At 71.8% G+C, this 17661-nt stretch carries 19 protein-coding genes, 1 tRNA gene and 1 riboswitch; of the genes, 12 read left to right on the top strand and 8 right to left on the bottom strand.

Annotation, left to right across the window (positions count from 1 at the left end; genetic code table 11):
- Positions 1-125 precede the first annotated feature (125 nt).
- Complete coding sequence (locus QM626_RS11795; protein ID WP_415077142.1) at positions 126-1631, bottom strand: MutS-related protein; 1506 nt, start codon at positions 1629-1631, stop codon at positions 126-128.
- Entirely contained in the window at positions 1631-3205 is a 1575-nt protein-coding gene (locus QM626_RS11790) for a MutS-related protein (protein WP_415077141.1), read from the bottom strand. Before QM626_RS11790 ends, QM626_RS11795 begins: the two co-directional genes overlap by 1 nt.
- A gap of 11 nt (positions 3206-3216) precedes the next feature.
- A riboswitch (Fluoride riboswitch) is annotated at positions 3217-3292 on the bottom strand.
- A 168-nt stretch (positions 3293-3460) separates the two neighbouring features.
- Between QM626_RS11790 and QM626_RS11785 the strand changes: the two genes are divergently transcribed.
- The 8 genes from QM626_RS11785 to QM626_RS11750 all read left to right on the top strand — a co-directional run bounded on the left by QM626_RS11785 (position 3461) and on the right by QM626_RS11750 (position 10882).
- A complete protein-coding gene (locus QM626_RS11785; RefSeq protein ID WP_415077156.1) occupies positions 3461-4294 on the top strand; it encodes a ParA family protein in 834 nt (277 codons plus the stop codon).
- Entirely contained in the window at positions 4278-5096 is an 819-nt protein-coding gene (locus QM626_RS11780; RefSeq protein WP_415077140.1) for a segregation and condensation protein A, read from the top strand. The genes QM626_RS11785 and QM626_RS11780 overlap by 17 nt, the downstream gene beginning before the upstream one ends.
- Positions 5086-5655, top strand: coding sequence for an SMC-Scp complex subunit ScpB (gene scpB, locus QM626_RS11775; protein ID WP_415077139.1), 570 nt, complete (start codon positions 5086-5088; stop codon positions 5653-5655). Before QM626_RS11780 ends, scpB begins: the two co-directional genes overlap by 11 nt.
- Before the next feature lie 154 nt (positions 5656-5809).
- Entirely contained in the window at positions 5810-6607 is a 798-nt protein-coding gene (locus QM626_RS11770; RefSeq protein WP_415077138.1) for a pseudouridine synthase, read from the top strand.
- Entirely contained in the window at positions 6604-7719 is a 1116-nt protein-coding gene (locus tag QM626_RS11765; protein WP_415077137.1) for a prephenate dehydrogenase, read from the top strand. The genes QM626_RS11770 and QM626_RS11765 overlap by 4 nt, the downstream gene beginning before the upstream one ends.
- Positions 7712-8413: a (d)CMP kinase gene (gene cmk, locus QM626_RS11760; protein WP_415077136.1), complete on the top strand. Its 702-nt coding sequence runs from the start codon at positions 7712-7714 to the stop codon at positions 8411-8413. The genes QM626_RS11765 and cmk overlap by 8 nt, the downstream gene beginning before the upstream one ends.
- Complete coding sequence (gene der, locus QM626_RS11755; RefSeq protein WP_415077135.1) at positions 8403-9926, top strand: ribosome biogenesis GTPase Der; 1524 nt, start codon at positions 8403-8405, stop codon at positions 9924-9926. The genes cmk and der overlap by 11 nt, the downstream gene beginning before the upstream one ends.
- Positions 9927-9982: 56 nt before the next feature.
- Positions 9983-10882: an NUDIX domain-containing protein gene (locus tag QM626_RS11750; RefSeq protein WP_415077134.1), complete on the top strand. Its 900-nt coding sequence runs from the start codon at positions 9983-9985 to the stop codon at positions 10880-10882.
- Positions 10883-10906: 24 nt separating this feature from the next.
- Here QM626_RS11750 and QM626_RS11745 read toward each other — a convergent pair whose 3' ends face one another.
- Entirely contained in the window at positions 10907-11497 is a 591-nt protein-coding gene (locus QM626_RS11745) for a LysE family translocator (protein ID WP_415077133.1), read from the bottom strand.
- Positions 11498-11749: 252 nt separating this feature from the next.
- On the opposite strand from QM626_RS11745, the gene QM626_RS11740 reads away from it, so the two are divergent.
- Complete coding sequence (locus QM626_RS11740; RefSeq protein ID WP_415077132.1) at positions 11750-13186, top strand: PLP-dependent aminotransferase family protein; 1437 nt, start codon at positions 11750-11752, stop codon at positions 13184-13186.
- Between the two features lie 16 nt (positions 13187-13202).
- Here QM626_RS11740 and QM626_RS11735 read toward each other — a convergent pair whose 3' ends face one another.
- The 3 genes from QM626_RS11735 to QM626_RS11725 are packed head-to-tail and all read right to left on the bottom strand — an operon-like array spanning position 13203 to position 14853.
- Positions 13203-13562 (bottom strand): RNA-binding S4 domain-containing protein, encoded by a 360-nt coding sequence (locus QM626_RS11735; protein ID WP_415077131.1) that lies wholly within the window; start codon positions 13560-13562, stop codon positions 13203-13205.
- Positions 13559-14257, bottom strand: a complete 699-nt coding sequence (locus QM626_RS11730; protein ID WP_415077130.1) for a lysoplasmalogenase family protein — start codon at positions 14255-14257, stop codon at positions 13559-13561. The genes QM626_RS11735 and QM626_RS11730 overlap by 4 nt, the downstream gene beginning before the upstream one ends.
- Complete coding sequence (locus QM626_RS11725) at positions 14254-14853, bottom strand: GNAT family N-acetyltransferase (protein WP_415077129.1); 600 nt, start codon at positions 14851-14853, stop codon at positions 14254-14256. The genes QM626_RS11730 and QM626_RS11725 overlap by 4 nt, the downstream gene beginning before the upstream one ends.
- Positions 14854-14951: 98 nt before the next feature.
- Here QM626_RS11725 and QM626_RS11720 point away from each other — a divergent pair.
- Both QM626_RS11720 and QM626_RS11715 read left to right on the top strand, forming a co-directional pair.
- Positions 14952-15025, top strand: a tRNA-Pro gene (locus tag QM626_RS11720).
- A 580-nt stretch (positions 15026-15605) separates the two neighbouring features.
- Positions 15606-15965: a sulfate permease gene (locus QM626_RS11715; protein ID WP_415077128.1), complete on the top strand. Its 360-nt coding sequence runs from the start codon at positions 15606-15608 to the stop codon at positions 15963-15965.
- Between the two features lie 120 nt (positions 15966-16085).
- On the opposite strand, the gene QM626_RS11710 is transcribed toward QM626_RS11715, so the two are convergent.
- The gene (locus QM626_RS11710) at positions 16086-16646 is read right to left on the bottom strand and encodes a PIN domain-containing protein (RefSeq protein ID WP_415077127.1); all 561 of its coding nucleotides are present in this window, start codon (positions 16644-16646) and stop codon (positions 16086-16088) included.
- Entirely contained in the window at positions 16646-17086 is a 441-nt protein-coding gene (locus tag QM626_RS11705) for a helix-turn-helix domain-containing protein (RefSeq protein ID WP_415077126.1), read from the bottom strand. Before QM626_RS11705 ends, QM626_RS11710 begins: the two co-directional genes overlap by 1 nt.
- Positions 17087-17414: 328 nt before the next feature.
- On the opposite strand from QM626_RS11705, the gene QM626_RS11700 reads away from it, so the two are divergent.
- Positions 17415-17661 (top strand): transposase (locus QM626_RS11700; protein ID WP_415077125.1); only part of this gene is annotated, 247 nt, incomplete at its 3' end.

Genomic DNA, 17661 nt, shown 5'->3' with positions numbered 1-17661 from the left:
TGTTGTCGGAGATCCGAGGTTGGGTACGGCGAGCCCCACCGCCGTGACGCGCACCGGCGTCCCGACCATTCTGCCAGAGCGCGATCCCTCCTGCCAGCCGCCGCCGTGACGGACACGCCGCCCCCTCATCCCTGGGCCGCGAGATCGGTGCCGAACGTCTGATCGTAGAGGTCGAGGCCGTAGCTCGTGCGCAGCGGACCGCCCGGCTCGAGCCGGAACGAGCGCCTGCCGTCCTCCGCCCGCGGCGCGCGCAGGAAGACCGCGTCCAGGCCGGCATCGGCCGCGACGGCGTGCGCGAACTCGTAGAGGTGCGTGACGCTTCGCACCTGCACCCCCGCGTCGCGGAGCGCGCAGGTGACCTCCCACAGGATCTGAGACCCCTCCGCCTCGTTCGTGGACGCGAAGGACTCGTTGCACAGCAGCAGGTCGCCGGACCGGATCGTGCGGACGATCCTGCCCATCCGGTCGAGCTCCTCGTCCAGCTTGCCGTGCTGCAGACCGCCGTCCTCCTCCCGCGCCCAGTGCGAGAACACGGCACCGACCGGGCGCGCGTCGAAACGCGTCGCCGGTGCGAGCATCCCGGCCTGCACCATCAGCTGCGCCGTCCCGAGGGCACGCAGCAGCGTCGACTTGCCGCCACGGTTCGCGCCCGTGACCACGAGCAGCCCGCTCCGTCCCATCGCCACGTCGTTGCCGACCGGCGCCCGCCCCATCCGCAGCGCGAGACAGGGGTCGTACAGCCCCGACGCCCGCGTCGACTCCTCGGCGGAGGGATCGGGCGTGCACATCGGCGCGCCGAGCGCGCCCAGCGCGTCCGCCAGATTGAGGCTCGCGAGGAAGAAGCCGAGCTCGGCCCGCAGCGCGCCGAAGAAGGACAGCACATGATCGGCCGACTGCGCCGCGGCGTCGGCGACGTCGTTGATGCTGCGGTCGCGGAGCTCGCCGAGCGCCGCGAAGCCCGCCTCGTCCCGGGGCGCGAGCGTGAACGAGTAGCGCGGTCGCCGCATCGGCGTGCGGTCGAACAGGCCGCGGTTCTCCTCCTTCGGCAGCCGCAGCACCTGATGGGTCACCTCGCCGCGGACGCCGACCCCCGCGCTCATCAGCAGACCCCGACGGAACGACAGCTCGGCGATCCGCTGCCTGATCAGCCGCATCTGCTCGTCGTCGAGCTCGTGCGCGATCGTGGCGAACAGTCCGCGGAAGGCCCGGGAGGAGAACAGCGGAGTGAGCTCGGCGCACCGACGCCGGAACCGATCGAGCAGGTCGGCCAGCCCGGCGAGCAGCCGGAGCGCCCGGGCGAGGACGAGCTCGGGCCGGCCGTGGGCACGCAGCATCAGGAACCCGTGGCGCGGGAGCTCGACGGCTTCCACGGCGAGGTCGTAGAGCTCTCGCACGGCGTCGCGACCGGCGGCGCAGTCGGCGAGCGCCTCCTGCCGGTACCGGATCTCGCCGAGGTCGCGGACGGGGTGCAGCAGGCCGGCGCGGGCGACGGCACGCAGGAAGGCGTCGCCGCCGGCCATCGCGTCCCATAGGTAGTCCAGCTGCAGGTCCGCGGCGAGGTCGTCGCTGAAGGGCGGCTCGGGCGCGTCGACGGCGAAGTCGTGCGCCGGGCTGAGCAGGTGCGCTCGCATCACGCGTCCTGCCGACCGTGACGCGGGATGCCGGGCAGCAGGTCGGCGATCTGCTCTGCCGTGAGCCCGTGCCGGGCGGCGAGGGCGCGGGCATGTGCCCGGCCGTCGGCGGGTCGGCGCTCGACCCGGAACGTGCGGACCGCCGGATCGTCCGGGTCCACGAGGCTGACCATGCTCACGGTCCGATCGTTCAGGCGGGACAGCTCGTCGATGAACGTGACGCACGCCGCCAGCGCGTCCAGCGTGCTGATCCGTTCCAGCACGTCGCGTGTCAGGATCCGCGCATCCTGCAGCGCGGTCGAGGCGAACGCCTCGTTGACCACGATCACGCTGCGGCCGGTGGCGGTGTCGAACACCTGCCGCAGACGCTGCACCTCCGCCCCGAGCCGGCCCTCGAGCGAGTCCAGCCGCTCCTCCCGCTCGAACACGGTGAGGACCCGGTCGCACAGGAACACGCGGGCGTCGCGCGCCGGCACCGGGCAGCCGATCGCGGCGAGGTGATGCAGCTGCCCGAACAGCCGTGCCGTCGTGGTCTTGCCGCCCTGGTTCGGGCCGGAGATCACCAGGATGCGTTCCGGCCCGGCCAGCCGCAGATCGTTGCGGACCACCGGCCGGCCGGCGTCGACCAGCCGCGCCGCCAGCGACAGATCCCAGCCGTCGGTGACGGCGAGCTCCTTCCGGTCGGCGCTGACCCGCGGGTAGCACACCCGCAGGCCGGCGCCGCGCAGGGGCGCGAGGAAGCCCAGGTAGGCGAGATAGAACCGCACCTCCTCGCCGAACCTGATCAGGACGCCGTCCCGGTATCCCTCGCTGTGCGCGGCGAAATCCGTCAGGTCCGCGAACACGTCCGGGTGCACCTCGGCTGCCAGGCCCAGCATCTGCGCCTGCACGTGGTCCAGGGTCGCCGGGCGATAGTCGGTGCGGTAGTCCTCGGCATCCCCTTGACGGAACCTCGCGAAGGTCGACAGCACCTGCGCGGTGAGATCCGGCTCGTCGTCGGTGGCGGCGACGGTGACCCGCCCGCCGCGCACCAGCGCGTTGTACCGCAGTGCGGCGACCTGCGCGGCCAGCCGGGCGGCGTGGTCGCGGAGGCGGCCGAACGCCGCGGACGCGCGCAGCGCGGCGACGTGCCGCGCGAGTCCGTCCCAGCCCCGCGAACGGGCACGGATGTCGTGCACCTCGTCGAGGCCGGCGCCGAGGCCGGTGACCGCCTCGACGTAGCGCGCGACGGCGGCGAGCCGGTGGAGGGCGGCCTCGTAGGGATAGGAGGCGCGGGCGGCGGCGGCCTCGAGCGCATCGCATCGCTCGACGTCGCGGAGGAAGGCCGTCACGAGGGCGCGGGGGCCATCCTGCTCGAGCAGGCGGAACACGTCCTGCCGGTACTCGACGGCCGCGACGCTCCGCAGCGGCACCCGGTAGGCCTCGCTCGCCCGCGGCGCCGCCGGACCGAGACGGGCGAAGACCTGGTCCAGTGCCAGGTCGTGCAGCGCGTCGTCGTCGGCGGACTCGTCCGGCGCCCCCTCCGGGAAGAGGATGCTCGTGAACGGCGCGGTCGTGATCTGGGCAGCAGGCACCCGTGACTCCTCTCGTCACAGGTGCCATCAGCCGTGTCCGGCGGTTCGAGCGTTCTCGCTCCGGCGGGCCCCATCACCGTCCTGACAGCTTCACACGCCTCGCCGCAGACCTCAAGCGATCGCGATCCGCGGGCCACGTCGTTCCCGGGCCGCAGGCGACCTGCTGGCTAGACTTGGCGCAACGACCCGAGAAGGAGCACGGTGGCCGAGCGCACAGCGAAGGGCAAGGGCGGCACGTCCACGGCGGAGACGCCGATGGGGCCCACCGGTCGTCCGTACCAGGGGTTCCCGACCCCGCCGAAGCTGTCCTCGCACGGTCCCGCCCGCATCATCGCGCTGTGCAACCAGAAGGGCGGCGTGGGCAAGACCACGACGACCATCAACCTCGCCGCCGCCCTCGCCTCGTACGGCAGGCGCGTGCTCGCCGTCGACTTCGACCCGCAGGGCGCGCTGTCGGCCGGCCTCGGCATCCAGGCCCACGACACCCCCACGATCTACGACCTGCTGCTGGACACCAAGCGCGACCCCCGCGACGCGATCGTCCACACCGCGGTCGACGGGCTCGACGTGATCCCGGCCAACATCGATCTGTCGGCCGCGGAGGTGCACCTGGTCAACGAGGTCGCGCGCGAGACGATCCTCTCGCGCGTGCTGCGCCACGTGACCGGCGAGTACGACGTCATCCTCATCGACTGCCAGCCCTCGCTCGGGCTGCTGACGGTCAACGCCCTCACCGCGAGCCACGGCGTGCTCATCCCGCTGGAGTGCGAGTTCTTCGCGCTGCGCGGCGTCGCCCTGCTGATCGAGACGATCGACAAGGTGCGCGACCGGCTGAACCCCGCGATCACGCTCGACGGCGTGCTCGCCACGATGTACGACCCTCGCACCCTGCACTCGCGCGAGGTGCTCGAGCGGGTCGTGGAGGCGTTCGGCGACGACGTGCTGGAGACGGTCATCGGGCGCACCGTGAAGTTCCCGGACGCGTCGGTGTCGGGCATGCCGATCACGGAGTTCGCGCCCGAGCACGCCGCGGCCCAGGCATACCTGCGGCTGGCGCGGGAGCTGGTCGCGCGTGGTGCCGTCGCCTGAGCCCGCGGCCACGGTCCCGGAGGACGGGTTCCGCGTCTCGCTCGGCGTCTTCGACGGCCCGTTCGACCTGCTGCTGACCCTCATCTCCCGCCACGAGCTCGACATCACCGAGGTCGCGCTCTCGCGGGTGACCGACGAGTTCATCGCCTACCTGCGCAGCCTGGGCCCGGATGCCGAGATGGACGAGGCCTCCGAGTTCCTCGTGGTCGCCGCGACCCTGCTCGACATGAAGATCGTCGGGCTCCTCCCGCAGGGCGAGCTGGTGGACGCCGAGTCGGTCGCAGTCCTCGAGGCCCGCGACCTGCTGTTCGCCCGGCTGCTGCAGTACCGCGCCTTCAAGGAGGTGTCGGCCTGGTTCGCCCGGTGCCTCGACCGGGAGGGCCGCCGTCACACCCGCAGCGTGCGGCTCGAGGAGAAGTACCGGCACAGCGCGCCGGAGCTGGTGTGGACGCTCAGCCCGGACGACTTCGCCGCGCTCGCGATGCTCGCCCTCGCGCCGAAGGAGATCCCGCAGGTCGGTCTCGACCACCTGCACGCACCGCTGGTCAGCATCCGGGAGCAGGCCGCGATCGTGGTGACGCTCCTGCGCGCGCGGGGCACCCTGAGCTTCCGCGAGCTCGTCGCCGGGGTGTCCGCGCCCGGTATCGTCGTGGCGCGGTTCCTGTCGATCCTGGAGCTGTACCGTCACGATGCGCTCTCGTTCGAGCAGCTCGAGCCGCTGGGCGATCTGACGCTGCGCTGGAGCGCCCAGCGCTGGACCGACGAGAACCTCGCCACCCTCGGAGCCGACTATGACCACTGACACCCCCGTCCTCGCCCGCCGGCTCGAGGCGATCCTGCTCATCGTCGACGAGCCGCAGAGCCTGGTGAGCCTGGCCGCCGCGGTCGGTGCGCCGGTCCCCGCCGTCCGGCAGGCCGTCGAGGGACTGGTCGCCGACTACGACGGCGAGACCGGCGGTCCGCGCCGCGGCTTCGAGCTGCGCGAGGTCGGCGGCGGGTGGCGCCTGTACGTGCGCGAGGAGCACGACGACCTCGTCGCCGAGTTCGTCGGCGCCCAGACGCCGTCGCGGCTGTCGCAGGCGGCGCTGGAGACCCTCGCCGTCATCGCCTACAAGCAGCCGGTGACCCGCGGGCAGGTCGCCTCCATCCGCGCCGTCAACGTCGACTCGGTCGTGCGCACGCTCGTCGCCCGGGGCCTGGTCACCGAGGTGGGGCAGGACGCCGAGACCGGCGCGATCCGCTACGGCACCACCGACGCGCTCCTGACCCACCTCGGCATCAACGCGATCGAGGAGCTGCCGCACATCTCGCCGCTGCTCGACGACGGCGCCGACGGCTTCGACGAGGAGCTCGTGCGATGACGCCGGCGACGGCATCCCCTCCGGGCCTCCCCGCCGTGATGTCCCACTTCGGCGCGGTTGATGTCCCAGTTTGGCGCGGAAAGCGGCGCTCATACCGCGCCGAACTGGGACATGGTCGCGGGGGACGGCAGCGCGCAGATGGAGGGGGACGCCGATGAACGGCGAGCAGCACGAGGTCTCGGGCTCGGACGCCGAGGGCGTGCGGCTGCAGAAGGTGCTCGCGAACGCCGGGGTGGCCTCCCGCCGGGTCGCCGAGGACATGATCGTCGCCGGCCGGGTGCGCGTGAACGGGACGGTCGTCACCGAGCTCGGCAGCCGCATCCATCCGGACCGCGACCTCGTGGACGTCGACGGCACCGCCGTGCAGCTGGACCAGACCAAGCGCTACGTCATGCTCAACAAGCCCACCGGCGTGGTCAGCACCATGAAGGACGAGCGCGGCCGGCCCGACCTGCGCCGCTACACGAAGGAGTGGGCCGAGCGCCTCTACAACGTCGGACGACTCGACGCCGACACCAGCGGCCTGCTCGTGCTCACCAACGACGGCGAGCTCGCCCACGTGCTGGCGCATCCCTCGTTCGGCGTGACCAAGGTCTACATCGCGCAGGTCGAGGGCCGGGTCACGTCGCAGACCATCGCACGGCTGACGAAGGGCGTCGACCTCGACGACGGCCCGATCGCCGCGGACAGGGCGCGGCTGCTCGACGCCTCGACCGGGTCCAGCCTGGTGGAGCTCACCCTGCACTCGGGCCGCAACCGCATCGTGCGCCGGATGCTGGCGGAGGTCGGCCATCCGGTCACGGAGCTCGTGCGCCGCCGGTTCGGGCCGCTGCACCTGGGGACGCTCCCTGCCGGCCGGGCGCGGGAGTTGACTACAGTGGAGGTCGGTGCGCTGTTGACCCTCGCGCGCCGGGGAGCGGAACCGCCGCCCGCAGGCCAGGAGATCCAGTGAGCCACTCGACGATCACGCATGAGCGCGCTGCCCGCACCTCGGGCACGGTGCGGGTCGTCGGCGCCGGTCTGCTGGGGGCGAGCATCGGGCACGCGCTGACCTCGCTCGGCGTCGACGTCGCGCTCGCCGACACCTCGCCCGCCCAGCTGAGCCTCGCCGTCGACTACGGGGCCGGCCGCGCCGCCCGTGACGACGACACCCCAGGCCTCGTCGTGGTCGCCGTGCCGCCCGACGTGGTCGCCGACGTCGTCGAACGCGAGCTCGCCCGGTTCCCGGATGCCGTGGTCACCGACGTCGCGAGCGTGAAGCTGCAGCCGTACCTCGCCCTGCGCGCGCGCGGCGCCGACCTGCGCCGCTACATCGGCTCGCACCCGCTCGCCGGCCGCGAGCGCGGCGGCGCGATCGCCGCCCGCGCCGACCTGTTCGTCGGGCGCCCATGGGTCGTCTGCCGGGACGGGGAGACCAGCGCCGCCGACCTCGCCCGCGTCGAGGGCCTCGCACTCGACCTCGGCGCCACGCTCGTCGAGATGGAGCCGGGGGAGCACGACCGCTCCGTCGCCCTCGTCTCGCACGTGCCGCAGCTGGTCGCGAGCCTGCTGGCCGGCCGTTTCGTCACCGCGCCCGAGAACGCGCTGGGGCTCGCCGGCCAGGGCGTGCGCGACACCACGCGCATCGCGGCATCCGCCCCGGAGCTGTGGGTGCAGATCCTCGGCGCGAACGCCGTGCCGGTCGTCGACGTGCTCGACGCGCTCGCCGCCGACCTCGCCGGTGTCGCCGACGCGCTCCGCGACCCCGACGCGCCGGGATCCCGCCGGGCGGTCGCCGACACGATCCGCCGTGGCAACCAGGGCGTCGAGCGCCTGCCCGGCAAGCACGGCCAGAACCGCCGGTTCGAGCAGATCGTCGTGCTCGTCGACGACGCGCCGGGACAGCTCGGGCGCCTGTTCGGCGAGCTGGGGGAGCTCGACGTCAACGTCGAGGACCTGCGCCTGGAGCATTCGCCCGGCGCCCAGTTCGGTCTCGCCGAGATCAGCGTGGTCCCGGCCGCGGCCGAGCCCGCGATCGAGGGGCTGACCGCGCGGGGCTGGAAGATCGCGAGCACCAATGACTGAGCGCCTGTTCCGCGCCCCGGCCGAGCCCGTGGTCGTCGCGATCGACGGGCCCGCCGGCAGCGGGAAGTCCTCGGTGTCGAAGGAGGTCGCGCGTCGCCGCGCCTACGGCTACCTCGACACCGGTGCCGTCTACCGCGCCCTGGCCTGGCACGCACTCGCCCACGGCGCCGACACGTCCGACGCGAGCGCCGTCGTCGATGCGCTCGGCGACTTCGACGTCCGCATCTCGCTCGACCCCGACGACTTCTGGGTGCGCGTCGGCGAGCATGACGTCACCGGCGCCATCCGTGAGCCCGGTGTGACCGACGCGGTGTCGGGGGTGGCCCGCATCCCGATCGTGCGGCACACCGTGAACGGCATGTTCCGGCGCCTGACCGCCGAGTCGGCGCGGCGCGGCGTGGTCGTCGAGGGCCGCGACATCACGACGGTCGTCTTCCCCGAGGCGCCGGTGCGCGTGCTGCTGACGGCGTCCGAGTCGGTGCGCGCCGCCCGCCGCCACGGCGAGACGACGGGGCAGGACGCCGCGTCCGTCGCCGCGTCGATCGCGCGCCGGGACGCGTCCGACGCGACCGTGTCCGAGTTCCTGACCGGCGCCGAGGGGGTCACGGTCGTCGACTCGACCGACCTGGACTTCGACGGCACGGTGGACGCCGTGCTGGCGACGATCGCGAAGGAGGTGCCCCATGGGCGCTGACGACGAGTACGAGGGCGGCCCCGACCAGCTCGCCGAGAAGCTCGCCGAGCTGGACGAGACGCTCGCCGACCAGCGGGCGGAGGCGCTGCGCGCCTCACTGGCCGACTATGAGCTCGACGAGGACGATGCGGATCTCCTCGCGGGGCTCACCGGCCAGGACGACGGCATCGAGTACCTGCCGGCGCTGCCGGTGGTCGCGATCGTCGGCCGGCCGAACGTGGGCAAGTCGGCGCTGGTGAACCGGATCCTGGGCCGCCGCGAGGCCGTGGTCGAGGACACGCCCGGGGTCACGCGCGACCGGGTGACCTACAAGGCCGAGTGGATGGATCGCCGGTTCTCGCTCGTGGACACCGGCGGCTGGGAGCCCGACGCCCGCGGCATCGACAGGTCGGTCGCCGCGCAGGCCGAGATCGCCATCGACCTCGCCGACGTCGTGCTGTTCGTCGTCGACGCGATGGTCGGCGCCACCTCGACCGACGAGCAGGTCGTGCGGCTGCTGCGCCGCAGCGGCAAGCCCGTGCTGCTGGTGGCGAACAAGATCGACGACTCCCGGCAGGAGCCCGAGGCGGCGGCGCTGTGGAACCTGGGCCTGGGGGAGCCGCATCCGGTCTCCGCCATCCACGGCCGCGGCGTCGCGGATCTGCTCGACGAGGTCATGAAGGTGCTGCCGGAGGTGTCGGCGGTCGCCGCGCACGAGATCGGCGGCCCCCGTCGCGTCGCGATCCTGGGCCGGCCGAACGTGGGCAAGTCGTCGCTGCTGAACAAGGCGGCCGGCTCCGAGCGCGTGGTCGTAGGCGAGCTGGCCGGCACCACCCGCGATCCGGTGGACGAGATCGTGGAGCTCGGCGGCAAGCTCTGGCGGCTGGTGGACACGGCCGGCATCCGCCGCCGGGTGCACCTGCAGCAGGGCGCCGACTTCTACGCGTCGCTGCGCACGTCCGCCGCGCTCGAGAAGGCCGAGGTCGCCGTCGTCGTGCTCGACGTCTCGCAGCCGCTGAGCGAGCAGGACGTGCGCATCATCGACATGGTGCTCGAGTCCGGCCGCGCGCTCGTGCTGGCGTTCAACAAGTGGGACCGCCTGAACGACGACGACATGGAGGGCATCGACCGCCGCCGGTACCTGGAGCGCGAGATCGAGCAGGACCTCGCGCATGTCGCCTGGGCGCCCCGGGTGAACATCTCGGCGCGCACCGGCCGGCACCTGGACAAGCTCGTGCCCGCGCTGGAGACGGCGCTCCGGTCGTGGGATCAGCGCATCCCCACTGGAAAGTTCAACGCCTTCCTGGCCGAGCTGGTCGCGGAGCACCCGCACCCGGTGCGCGGCGGCAAGCAGCCCCGGATCCTGTTCGGGACGCAGGCCGGCACCCGGCCGCCGACGTTCGTGCTGTTCACGACGGGCTTCCTCGACCCCGGCTACCGCCGGTTCATCCAGCGGCGGCTGCGCGAGCTGTACGGCTTCGAGGGCACGCCCATCGTCACCAACATGCGGGTGCGCGAGCGCCGGCAGCGCTGAGGAAACGTCGCGACTCACCGAGCCGCGGCGCGGGCCGGGTATGACAGGCTGAGGGAGTGACGATCCAGCCCCCCGAACCCGGTGAGCCGCGACGCCCGCACGGACCGCGCAACCCGGGGGACGCGTGGGTGGTCGCCCCCGACGGCACCCGGTACTGGGGTCGTTTCGGCGCGGCGGGGCTGCTGGCGTTCGACGCCGCGCACGGCGTCCTGCTGCAGCACCGCGTGGACTGGAGCCACTTCGGCGGCACCTGGGCACTCCCCGGCGGGGCGCTGCACGAAGACGAGTCGCGGGTGGACGGCGCGCTGCGCGAGGCGGCGGAGGAGGCCGGGGTGCCCGCGGATGCGGTGCGGCCCCGGCTGGTGAGCGTGCTCGACCTGGGCTACTGGGCGTATTCGACCGTCGTGGCCGACGTCACGGCGCCGTTCGAGCCGGTGATCAGCGACCCGGAGAGCGTCGAGCTGTCGTGGGTCCCGGTGGACGAGGTGGCGTCGTACCCGTTGCATCCGGCCTTCGAGGCGGCCTGGGAACGGCTACGGGCGCTGTTGCCGGTTCGTCCGACGGTGATCGTGGATGCCGCCAATGTCGTCGGCGCGGTGCCCGACGGCTGGTGGCACGACCGCGCCGGGGCGGCGTCCCGGCTGCTCGAGAAGCTCACAGGCTGGGGCGGAGTGCCCGGCACCGATCTCGGCCTGCCCGCGCACACCTGGTTCCCCCGGGTCGTCGTCGTGCTGGAGGGAAAGGCGCGGGATGCCGTGGAGCCGGCATCCGAACGGCTCGAGGTCGTGCGCGCGACGGGCTCGGGCGACGACGAGATCGGCGCGCAGGCCGCCCGCGCCCTCGAGCTGCGCGAACAGGTGACCGTCGTCACGAGCGATCGCGGCCTGGCCGACCGTGTCTCAGACCTCGGCGCGTCGGCGCGCGGCGCACGCTGGCTGCTCGACCGGCTGGGCTGAGCACCGCCACCGCTGCGGACCCTCTCATATCCAGAGCAGCAGGACCGTTGCTGCGGTCGCGCCGGCAAGTGCGCGGTTGACGATGGACAGGGCGCGGGGCGTCGAGAGCCACCGGCGCAGCCCGGCCCCGAAGACGGCCCACACGCCGCAGGACGGGACCTGCACCGCGGCGAAGATCGCCATCGCCGCAAGCGTCGACGTCGCGTAGCCGGCCCCCGGTGCGAGGAATCCGGACACGAGCCCTACCGTCATCGCCCACGCCTTGGGGTTGACGAACTGGAACGCGGCCGAGCGCCAGACGCCGAGAGGCCTCGCGATCACGGCATCCGCGATGCCGCTCGTGCGCAGCAGGCGCCACGCGAGCCAGAGGAGATAGGCGCTGCCGCCGATCTTGAGCAGCAGCTGCAGCCATGGCGCGGCGGTGAGGACGGCGGTCAGGCCCGAGGCCGTCACGGCGATCATGACGGAGACGCCGAGCACGATCCCCAGCAGCTGAGGCAGCGAACGGCGCAATCCGAATCGCACGCCCGACGAGGCGAGCAGCACGTTGTTCGGTCCCGGAGTGATCGACATCACGAGCGCGAAGACGGCGACCGACGCGCCCCACGCGATCATCGACGGAGGTGGGGCGTTCGCGTGTCGTAGCAGGCGTCGGTGCGAACCGAGAGGCGGTCACCGCGGATCAACGCGAGGACCGACGCCACGACTCCGGCGACGACGAGAAGTCCCGCCACAATGAGTCCAATGATGATGGTCATGTCGCATCCCTCTCTTGTGCGGTCCAATATGACGCGGCCGATCCTTATGAAGAGAGCCAATCGCGAGAAATAGTCGAAGACAAGAGGCCAATCGACGTATGCTGGACTCATGGCGACATCCGGCATCATGACGGCCCGGCAACTGGCGACGCTTCTGGGGGACTGGCGCGGATCGGCACCCGCATACCGTGCGCTCGCGGATCGGATCCGTCTGCTGGTCATCGACGGGAGGATCCTGCCGGGCACACGGCTGCCCTCGGAACGCGAGCTCGCCGATCGGCTCGACAGCAGTCGCACGACGATCGTCGCGGCCTATGGGCGGCTGAGAGAGGAGGGCTACCTCCGGAGTCGGCGAGGATCGGGGAGCGTGGTCCAGCTTCCGCCGCCGCGTGCGACGGCGCCGGGAGAGGCGCCGGAGCTCGTGAACTTCAGCATGGCCACGCCGCCGGCCGTTCCGGGCCTTCCCGACTACGTCGCGCGAGCCGTCGAGCGTCTTCCGGCCGAGCTGTGGCGCTCCGGCGTCGACTACGTCGGGCTCCCGGTTCTGCGAGAGGCGATCGCTCGCCGATACACCGAGCGCGGGCTGCCGACCCAGCCGGATCAGATCGTGGTCACCAACGGTGCGCAGCACGCGATCGGGGTCATCGCGCGGGCGCTCCTCGCACCCGGGGATCGCGTCCTGACCGAGACGCCGACCTATCCGCATGCGGTCGAGGCGCTGCGTGCGACGGGCGCGCGGATGGTGGGAACGGTCGTCACCGGCGACGGCTGGGATCAGGACCAGCTCGTCGACACGCTCGAGCGGGTCCGTCCGAGCCTGGCCTATCTGATCCCTGATTTCCACAATCCGACCGGCCAGTCGATGCCGGTCGATCTTCGGCGTCGGCTCATCGCCGCCGCCGCTCGCGCCGGGACCGTGATCATCGCCGACGAGACGACCGCTGAACTGGACATCGATCGGGGGTGGGCCGCGGGATCCCTCGCCGGCTATGCGACCACGCAAGACGAGCGTGAGGCGGTGATCCTGCTCGGCTCCACCGGAAAGACGGTCTGGGGCGGGCTCCGGCTGGGGTGGATGCGGGCGGAGGCGCGTCATCTGAGCCGCATCATCGCGAGCCGTCCGTCCATGGACCTGGGCGTGCCCGTGCTGGAGCAGCTCATCGCGACGGAGGCGATCGCGGACATGTCCGTCGTCCTGCGTCACCGCACCGGGCACCTGCGCGGGGGACGGGACCTGCTGGGACGCCTGCTCGCCGAGCGGCTGCCCGAGTGGCGGGTGCCGCCGGCCGACGGCGGCCTGTCGTTCTGGGTGCATCTGGGGGCGCCGGTCAGCTCCGCGCTCGCGCTCGCGTCACGCGCGCAGGGGCTGCGGATCAGCGCCGGACCGGTCTTCAGCAGCGACGGCTCGCTGGAGCGCTACATCCGGGTTCCGTTCACGGCCGCGCCGTCGGAGCTCGAAGCGGGCGTCGAGGCGCTCGCCGCGGCGTGGGGCTCGCTCGGGAGCTTCGCCGGTTCTCGGGGGTCGGAGCTGACCGAGGTCGCCTGACCGTTCGCGGCGGGCCTCAGTCCCGTCCGCGGAGACGGTCGATCTCACGGCGCTCGCGCTTCGTCGGCCGGCCGGCGCCGCGGTCGCGCATCGCGATCTGCGCGACCGGCTCGCGCGGCGGCGTCCGGTCCTCGAACGCCGGCGCCGCCACCTGCGCCCCCACGCGTTTGGTCAGCAGCTGCCGGGCGACCAGGATGCGGTCGAACCCGTCGATCCGCACGCGCAGCTCGTCGCCGACGCGCACCGGCTGCGCGGCCTTGGCGCGCTCGCCGTTCACTCGTACATGCCCCGCGCGGCATGCGGTGGTCGCCGCCGAGCGGGTCTTGAACACGCGGATCGCCCACAGCCAGGCGTCCACGCGCACCGCCTCGGTCATCGGCGTCCCCTCCCGTGCACGAGCGCCATCACCGCTCCGGCCGCGAGCAGACCCTGCCCTGCGCAATAGGCGAGCATGACGAGCGGGCCGGTCCAGCCCGGCATCGCGTCGGGGAGGAACACGCGGAACGCGAGGATCGAGTCGGAGCACAGGAAGAGCACGCCCCCGCTCGCGATCGCCGGCGTGCCGCGGGCGGCGGACGCGGCGGTGAACCCGAGCAGCACGCCGTAGGCGCCGACGGCGACGAGCCAGCCCAGGCCGCCCGGCTGCGGGATGAGCACCGCGCCCAGGACGACGAGCATCGCCATCCACCACAGGAGGTAGACCGCCGACCATCGGGGGAACGGCTGGCGGGCGAGATGGCGCGTGAACAGCACGATGTACGCCAGGTGCGCTGCGGCGAAGCAGCCCAGCATCAGCGGCAGGGGCGGTGCGAACGGGAAGAACGTCGCCGCGCCGTCGCCGAGCCAGGAGAACGCGAGGGCGATGAACAGCAGGGTGAACGGGGCGCCCCACCCGCTGCCGTTGCCGGCCCACAGCACGCCGAGCGCGAGGAGCGGCATGAGCAGCAGCTTCGTCGGCTGGGCGAGGGCGTCGGCACCGGCCCCGAGAACGAGGACGTGCAGCACGCTGACCGCCGTGAACGGGGCGAATCCCCACCAGCGCGTGCGGATGGCGAAGGCGGCGATGCTCACCCGCTCACGGTATCGTCCCCGAGATCGAGCGCGACGACGGCGCGATGCGGATGGCTGCGGCCGACCTCGGTGAAGCCGGCGGCCAGGAACACGGAGAGGACACCGAGGTACAGGTCGTTGACTGGGATCCTCCTCACGGTCGGGTCCATCGGGTACGCCTCGAGGATGCGGGCTCCGCTCGCGCGGGCGAACTCGATCGCGCCGTCGAGCAGCGCGGGCGTCACGCCGAGGCCGCGGAACTCCCGCCGCACCGAGAAGCAGGTGACGGCCCAGACGTCGGGGTCGTCCCAGGGCTCGCGTGCGGTCGAGGAGAAGGCGCGGGTGCGGGCCAGCCGCGGTTGGCCGACGCGAGGGCCGACGCGCACCCAGCCGGCGGGTGAGCCGTCGACGCGGGCGATGAGGCCGGGGGAGGGCGATGCGCCGACTTCGGTGCGCAGCATCCCTTCGCGCTGTGCGCGGGTGGTCTTGTCGAACTCGCGCGAGGTCAGCTTCCACCATTGGCACTGGCAGCTCGCACCGTCACCACCGCCGGTGAGGGCGTGCTCGACCTCGTTGAAGCGGTCGGCGGTGGCCGGGAGCACCTCGATGTCGCTCATGCGGAGAGAGTACGCGCGACCCCGGACACCGCCGCCCGCGTTCGCCGCCGCCGTATCCAGCGGGTAGGATGGGGGAGTTGCCCGCTCGCGGGCGGCAACGGGATGTGGCGCAGCTTGGTAGCGCACTTGACTGGGGGTCAAGGGGTCGCAGGTTCAAATCCTGTCATCCCGACAAAAAGCCCTGGTGAGAGGCAACTTTCGTCAGGGCTTCGTCGTTTCTGGGGGCGGTCACTGACTGGTCCACTCGGCCGATCCGGCTGATCTGCCCGCCGGTGAAGTGGACCACTCGTGTTCGGTGCCGACGCTGTCCGAGTGGACCAAAAGGTGCCCGCGAGGTGCACCAATCTGCGGGCAGGGGGCTGCTCCGGCTCCCTGTTCGGAGGGTCGGAGTGTCGGTTCTGGGTGGTCATAGGCGGGGTCCGTCGCGGCGGCTGACGTCCTTCCTGACGGGGGTTGCGGAGAGGAACTGGTTGGCCTGCCGGGCGGCCTCAGCGAGCCAAGGCCGCCCTCGACCGGGCACGCAGCCTAACGCGGGGAGCGGGGGAGGAGCCGCAGCGCAGGCCGGAACGGGAGCCGGTCCGCCGCACGCTGTGAGCCCGGTGCCCTTTCCGATGTCAGGCCACCGTCCTACAGTGGAGAACGAGGCGGCCTCTATATTGGCGCTGTCGCTCCCCGCGACGGTATGACCACCCCGCACGCTAAGGGCGGTCCTTTCAGGTTCTTGTCGCCGAACCCCTGGAAGGACTATGCCCATGTTCCGGCTCATCTGGGCGACCAGCGTCCGCACCCACGGCATCCTCAGCTACGCGCCCACCAACCTCCTCATCGCCGCCACCCGCACCCGAAGAGGCCTTCGCTGGGGCATCCCCGCGATGCTCCTCGCGATCCCGTACCTGCTTGCCGCCCACTGGTGCGTGACCACCATCGAGGCCGGCGGCCCCAGCTGGCTCAACCTCGTAGTGCTGCTGTGCGCGTGGAACTCGATCAAGCTGATCCTCAATGGGCCGACCACCGTGATCCTGCTGATCCGTGCTCGCATCCGGGAGGTCGTCGCCCAACGCCGTGCTCGGCGGGTCGCGCAGGAATCCGAGTGCGCCGAAGTCCCGTCCTGATCCTGGCCTGACAAGACGCACGACTGCGGTTTGGGCCGGGAGAACTCTTGGGTGAGAGCGTTGCCCGGGAGCAGGACCCGTCCGTCGATACCTTCGCATTCTGTGAAGGTATTGACGCTTCTATCCGTGGCCACCGAGTGCATCGCGTACGAGGTCGGCGCTGCGCGGTGTATCGACGGCGAGACGATCGAGCACGTGACTGGGCGTCGCGCCATCGCCCCAGGTGTGGGCGATCGCCGTGACGATCCCGCTGAGCGCGTCCGGGTGGTCCTGGTGTAGTCCAGCGATGAAGTCATCGGGGTGTTGCGCCTGCACATCCCAGGCGCTCAGGCGCTCGGTGGGGAAATCGCGCAGGTTGCGGGTGACGATCACTTCCGCGCCGGCGTGGATTGCGGCGGCGAGCACATGCCGGTCGTTCGTATCGGGGAGGTCGAGCTGGTCGATCAGATGCTCATAGCCGGTCACCGCGACGTCGCGGATCGCGTCGTTCATCAGCCGGCGGGTGCGATCCAGCCGTGCCGGGTCCAGATCGGAGCGGTTTACCCGTAGGTTGCGGAACACCTCGTCGAGAATCCGATCCGTCCACTTCGGCTGTACCAGCCGGGCGAGCCCGACCCGGATCAGCACGTCGCGCAGGGTGGAGGGGTAGAGCACGTTGGCGTCGTAGACGACGACCGGCATCAGGCGAATCCGAGCTCGCGAGTCTCCGCGGACAGGGCGTCAGCCGCCGCCTGTCGGCGGGCGTCGTCCTCGCGCAGGTAGCGGATCAGGGACGCGGCCTTGACACGGCGGTGGGTGCCGACTGTGCGGTAGTCAATCTGTCCGGCGTCCAGCAGTCCGATCAGGAACGGGCGCGAGACGTTCAGTGCGTCAGCTGCCTGCTGGGTGGTCAGCTCTGCCTGGGAGGGCAGGACGGTCACGCCCTCGCCGTGCGCGAAGCTGTCGAGCACGTGCGCCAGCGCAGCCAGCGCGGACCGCGGCACCTCCACCTCTCCCGTCTGTCCGGCCAGGTGCAGCCGCACCGGACCTTCCGTGCCGAGTGCGGCATCGAGTCCGCGCAGGGCGGAGGCCGCCAACTCGGTGTCGGCTGGCTCGGGCACCAACGTTGCGATGTCGCTCATCGGCCCATCCTCCTAAACGAAACAATCGAAGCAGTCGAAACAAGTGTAGCGCGATGGGCCATGGGTGACCAGCTACGTTCTGCGTTGTGGGAGCGGCAGGGGAAGAGTCGGTGCCATCGGCAGCTCGGCGCGTGTCGCCTGGGCGCGGAGACACGGATGAGGGAAAATGAAGTGATGTCGAACAAACAGTAGGTGACCCAGTCACCGGTAGGAGGTTCCCGCCAGGTGACGTCACCCAGTACCGACACAACAAGTCGCCACCGGAGCCTGACCCGCTTTTCCGGACACCAACGTTGAGGCGATGATCGTCTCGGAAGGAGTCCGTGAGATGCCTGCTGCCCACCCGCCGGAGTTCCGGCGTCGAGCCCTCGATCTGGTCGCGCAGGGCAACCCTGTCGGTCAGACCGCTCGTGATCTCGGGATCAGCGAGTCCTGTCTCCGCAACTGGATGAACCGCGACGCGATCGACTCTGGTCGCAAGGCCGGTGTCACCGCCGATGAGCACAAAGAGCTCGTCGAGCTGCGGCGCCGCAACCGGGTGCTGGAGATGGAGATCGAGATCCTCAAGCGCGCGT

The sequence above is a fragment of the Microbacterium sp. genome, assembly GCF_047606385.1.
Lineage (GTDB): Bacteria > Actinomycetota > Actinomycetes > Actinomycetales > Microbacteriaceae > Microbacterium.
This window is presented reverse-complemented; position numbering and strand designations above follow the sequence as displayed.